The organism is Bradyrhizobium sp. P2_E8 (genome assembly GCF_056403875.1).
Genome location: NZ_JBFUES010000611.1, coordinates 1 through 4,646, shown reverse-complemented (window position 1 = coordinate 4,646; position 4,646 = coordinate 1). Strand labels below are relative to the sequence as shown.

6 protein-coding genes and 1 pseudogene are annotated in these 4,646 nt (G+C 64.7%); 3 read left to right on the top strand and 4 right to left on the bottom strand.

Going from position 1 to position 4,646, the window contains the following annotated elements:
- Positions 1–408, top strand: a 408-nt coding sequence (locus AC1D00_RS27865) for an ATP-binding cassette domain-containing protein (protein WP_477012861.1), incomplete at its 5' end; no start/stop codon positions are given.
- A 143-nt stretch (positions 409–551) separates the two neighbouring features.
- Positions 552–716 (top strand): annotated as a pseudogene (locus AC1D00_RS27860) (MBL fold metallo-hydrolase); the annotation flags it as partial.
- A gap of 21 nt (positions 717–737) precedes the next feature.
- Here the strand turns inward: AC1D00_RS27860 and AC1D00_RS27855 are convergent.
- From AC1D00_RS27855 to AC1D00_RS27840, 4 genes are all read right to left on the bottom strand, one after another.
- Positions 738–1,790, bottom strand: a complete 1,053-nt coding sequence (locus AC1D00_RS27855; protein WP_049812146.1) for a type II asparaginase — start codon at positions 1,788–1,790, stop codon at positions 738–740.
- A 261-nt stretch (positions 1,791–2,051) separates the two neighbouring features.
- Positions 2,052–2,300 carry a hypothetical protein gene (locus AC1D00_RS27850; protein ID WP_038970146.1) on the bottom strand — a complete coding sequence of 83 codons (249 nt, stop codon included), beginning with the start codon at positions 2,298–2,300 and terminating at the stop codon, positions 2,052–2,054.
- Positions 2,301–2,393: 93 nt separating this feature from the next.
- A complete protein-coding gene (locus AC1D00_RS27845) occupies positions 2,394–3,269 on the bottom strand; it encodes a dienelactone hydrolase family protein (RefSeq protein ID WP_477012860.1) in 876 nt (291 codons plus the stop codon).
- A gap of 26 nt (positions 3,270–3,295) precedes the next feature.
- Entirely contained in the window at positions 3,296–4,258 is a 963-nt protein-coding gene (locus AC1D00_RS27840; protein ID WP_477012859.1) for an alpha/beta hydrolase, read from the bottom strand.
- Between the two features lie 120 nt (positions 4,259–4,378).
- Here AC1D00_RS27840 and AC1D00_RS27835 point away from each other — a divergent pair.
- On the top strand, positions 4,379–4,646 hold a 268-nt coding region (locus AC1D00_RS27835; RefSeq protein WP_477012858.1), incomplete at its 3' end, for a nitroreductase family protein.

The following is a 4,646-nucleotide window of genomic DNA, read 5'->3' as shown; positions in this document are numbered from 1 at the left end:
GTGTTCCAGTCGCTGGAAGACGCGTTTCCGACCGCGGGGCAGGGCTCCTTGCGCGCGCTCGCCGGCTGCTTCGGCTTCTCCGGCGACGACGTCGAGAAGCGCTGCCGCGTGCTCTCGGGCGGCGAGAAGGCGCGCCTCGTGATGGCAAAAATGCTGTTCGATCCGCCGAACTTCCTGGTGCTGGACGAGCCGACCAACCATCTCGACCTCGCCACCAAGGAGATGCTGATCACGGCGCTGTCTGATTTCGAGGGCACCATGCTGTTCGTCTCGCACGACCGGCACTTCCTGGCGACGCTGTCGAACCGGGTACTGGAGCTGACGCCCGAAGGCATCCACCAGTTTGGCGGCGGCTACACGGAGTATGTCGCGCGCACGGGGCAGGAAGCGCCGGGGTTGAGGTCATAACGGGCATTGTCCCGGATTTCGCTTCGCTCCATCCGGGATTCAATCTCCGCGCTCTCCGAAGCTGCCGTTGATTTCGCCGACGCCGCCCCAATCGGCAGGCAGCAAGCCAGCACGAACAAAGCGGTGAAGCAACGAATGCGGCCTCGGCGAGGCCGGATTGGGATGCGAAGCAGTCGGCGGTGTCGCGGCGAAAATGTTTTGCTTCCGTCGCCGACACGCTGATCCTGCCGATTCATTTTCCGGCGCCGACCGTCGGGCTGATCAAGCCGCTCGGCGCCGCCTTTGACTATCGTTTCAAGCGGGAGTAGGGCGACCGCACTTCGGACGGTCTAGTAAGTATAGAACATCCGTTGGATCTCCTTGGTGTCGGTCGTCTTGGTCAGCGCCAGCATCAGCAGAATACGCGCCTTTTGAGGATTCAGCGTATCCGAGACGACGAAGTCGTGTTCGTCGTCCTTGGCCTCCCCGTTGCGTGCGACGATGCCGTTTCCGACACGGCTGCTGCGAACGATCACGACACCCTTCTTGCGGGCCTCGTCGAGAGCCGGCTCGACCGCGGGCCGAGCCAGGCTGCCGTCACCCACCCCGGCATGCACGATCCCCTTGGCTCCGGCGGCGACAAAAGCGTCGATCGCGACCCGGTTCATGTTGGCGTAGCCGTAGACGATGTCGACTTGCGGCAGGACATCGAGCTTGGAGACGTCAAATTCGGAGTCCGCCGTGTGCCGGCGCGTCGATTGACGATAGAAGTACGGTTTGTTGCCCTGCATGTAGCCGAGGAAGCCGAGTTCCGGCGTGCGGAAGGTGTCTGCCGTCGAGGTGTTGTTCTTGGTCACGTCGCGAGCTGCGTTGATCTGATCGTTGAGCGCGACGAGTACGCCCTTGCCGACGGCCTCGTCACTGCCTGCGAGGATCACCGCATTAAAGAGGTTGATCGGCCCATCCGCGCTGATCGCTGTCGACGGCCGCATCGCGCCGACGATGACGACAGGTTTCTTGCTCTTGACGACGAGATCTAGAAAATAGCTGGTTTCCTCGATCGTATCAGTCCCGTGCGTGATCACGATCCCATCGACGTCGTCTTGCGCGAGGAGCGCGTTGACGCGCTTGGCGAGCTTGAGCCAGTAGTCATTGTTCATGTTCTCGCTGGCGATCTGGAAAACCTGCTCGCCCTTGACGTTAGCCACCGTTTTCAGTTCGGGAACGGCGTTCAGGAGGGTCTCTATGCCCACCGTGGCTGCGGTGTAGCCGACCACGGTGGTGCTGCTCGCCCCGCTGCCGGCGATCGTGCCACCGGTTGCCAGAACCATGACGTTGGGCAGACCGGGGCCCCTCGCGTTCGCGACGTCAAGACTGATGAGCAGCGCGAAGAGCAAGCTCATTGTCGCGATCATGTGATGACRCACTCGAAACTGCCACATCTCGGTATTCCTTTGCTAGAAAGCCTCGTCGATGCGCCCCGGTTCGCTCGGCACTGCATGATCCGTCAGCCGAGGCCTTCTGTCCAGAGTGGCGATGCTTTTGGATGATTTGGTTCGGACGCTGGGGATGGGGCAACACATATGCGAATGGCCGGGACAAGCCCGGCCATGACGAATTCTTGGAGCTAATGTTCGCCTAGGAAGCAGCGAATTCGCGGCGCCTTATGCGCCGACTTCGCACTTCTTCATGAAGCTGTTCTTGGCGGCGCCGGCGAGCGGCTTGCCGTCGGCGCTGACGGCCTTGGGCGTGCAGGCGTCGGCCTTGCACTTCTTCAGGAACGAGGTCTTGGCTGCGCCTGCGAGCGGCTTGCCGTCCTTGCCGACCGCCTTGCTCTCGCAGGTTTCTTGCGCGAAGGCCGATCCCGCTGCAAAGGTCGCGACGATCGCAGCCAGGAAAATCCGCTTCATCATGGGTGTCTCCCTAAACCAGAAATGGCGAGCGGATTGGAGCCGGGAATCGTGGCGCAATCAAGCAGGATCGGCGCCGACGCGTCTTCGCGCGGTTCATTTTTTCCAGCGATCGAGGGCGGCAATGGCCTTGACGCGCGCGTCGTTCATCGCCGCCTGATTCCCGGGCGTCGACTGCCGCCGGGACGAGGGCTCGTCGAAACCGTGGGTTGCCCCGCGATAGGTCGTGACGTCGATCGGGCTTCCGGCCTGCCGCGAGCGGTCGGCGAATTGCTGGCAGGTCTGCGACGAGACCTCTTCGTCGTCGGCGCCGAGAAACATCGCGATTGGAGCGGCGCTGGAGATGGTCGGCGCGACCAGTGCCTTCCGTCCGCAGCCCGGATAGAACATGAGCGCGCCGCGATAACCGGCTGTCTTGTCGCCCTGCCGGATCATCACGTTCAGTGCGGTGCTGCCGCCATTGGACCAGCCCTGGAGGAAGACCTGCCTGCCGATCACGTCATTGCGTCCGCGCAGATAAGCGAGCGCCCCCTCGGCATCGAGCGGGCGCACGGTCAGTTCGTTGACGTCGGCACGGTCGGGATCGTCGTGGGTGAAGCGGCCGAAGCCGTGCGCCTTGCCGCGTGGGCCGAAACTGTCCGGGAGCAAGGCAAGGTAACCGTGCGCCGACCAGTATTCGCCCCACATCCTGTGGCGCTTGGACAAGGTGGTGGCGTCGCAGGGCGAAGTGGTCCCGGCGCCGACGGACGTGCAGCCGGAATTGTTGTTGCTGGAGTAGGGGCCGCCGCGGCCGTGCAGCATGACGACGGCAGGCCAGGGGCCCGGCGTCGTTGGCTGGAACAGGTAGCCGACGAGCGCGGTGCGGTTGTCGGCGCTGCGAAAATAGACCGTCTGCGGTGCGGCGGAGACGGCCGCGACCGGCACCAGCGAGGCGACGAGGCCGATGAGGAGACGGACAAGATGAGCTGGCAAATCGGTCGGGCCTGATCGCAACGTGATCACACGCCCCGCACGAGCAGCGCCTTGAAATCGGCCCGCGCGCGCTGCGCCTCAGCCCTGGCGACGTCCGAGGCGTCGCCCAAGCCGAAATAGCCGTGGATCAGGCCGGGCCCCTCATGATGCCTGACCCGTACGCCGGCGGCTTCGAGCGCCTGCGCGTAGGCCGCGCCCTCGTCGCGCAACGGATCGAACCAGGCGGTGGTCACGACCGCGGGTGCGACACCTGCAAGGGATGCAGCGCGCAGCGGTGAGACCCGCCAGTCCTTGGCATGGCCGGGTTCGGCGAGATAATGGCCGCAAAACCATTGCATCGTGGCGCGCGTGAGGAAATAGCCGTCGGCATTCTCCGCGCGCGAGGGATAGCGCGCGTTCTCGCGCGCATCGGCGTAAGCGCCGAGGACGTCGGTCACGGGATAGACCAGGAGTTGCGCGGCGAGCTTGATGCCGGCGTCGCGGCAGGCGATCGCGGTGGCGGCTGCGAGATTGCCGCCGGCGCTGTCGCCGGCAACGCCGAGGCGTTTTGCGTCGCCGCCAAATTCCGCGACGCGGTTGAAGATGTCACTCACCGCGGCGAAGGCATCCTCGAAGGCGCCGGGAAAGCGCGTCTCCGGGGGGCGACGATAATCGACGGAGACGACGACCGCGCCGGTCTCGATCGCAAGGTTGCGCGCCTGCCGGTCATGGGTCTCGATGTCGCCCGCGACCCAGCCGCCGCCGTGAAAAAACACCACGGTCGGCGCGGGATCGGTGCCGATTCGGTACACGCGTGCATCGAGTGGGCCGGCGCCGCCTTTCACMTTGATATCCTGCACGGTCTCGACCGGCGGCGGCGGTACGGCCGCGCGCGCGGCAGCCAGTGCGCGCAAGGAATCGCGGGCGCTCTGTGGCGTCATCGTGGTGGGATCGCGCAGCGGCAGCAGTGGAATGATCTGGGCGATGACGGGATCGAGCGGTGCGGCCATTTGCAGGTCCTCGCGGGATTCTTGCCAGGGTTCTTGGTCTTGCTTGCGGCTTAGCATAGATTTCGCGCGCCGCATCGGCAACGGCAATGCCGCGGGATGAACGGGCAGGGAGGTCTCGAGTTGGAATTCGAAGCGTTGGTCCAGTCGCGCCGCAGCGTGCGCGGCTTCAAGAACAAGCCGGTGAAACGTGCGGTAATCGAAGCGATCATCGAGAGCGCCAAGCGCGCGCCGTCGTCGATGAACACCCAGCCCTGGCATGTCCACGTGCTGACAGGCCGCCCGCTGGAAGAGGTGCGCCGCCGCAACATGGAAGAGATGATCGCCGGCGCCAGGGTCAAGCGCGACATCATCAGCCATGGCGAGTACCAGGGCGTGCATCGCACGCGGC

Bases quoted from the DNA above. Each gene is read 5' to 3' on its own strand.
- AC1D00_RS27850 (WP_038970146.1), bottom strand. From the start codon at position 2,300: ATGATGAAGCGGATTTTCCTGGCTGCGATCGTCGCGACCTTTGCAGCG.
- AC1D00_RS27855 (WP_049812146.1), bottom strand. From the start codon at position 1,790: ATGAGCTTGCTCTTCGCGCTGCTCATCAGTCTTGACGTCGCGAACGCG.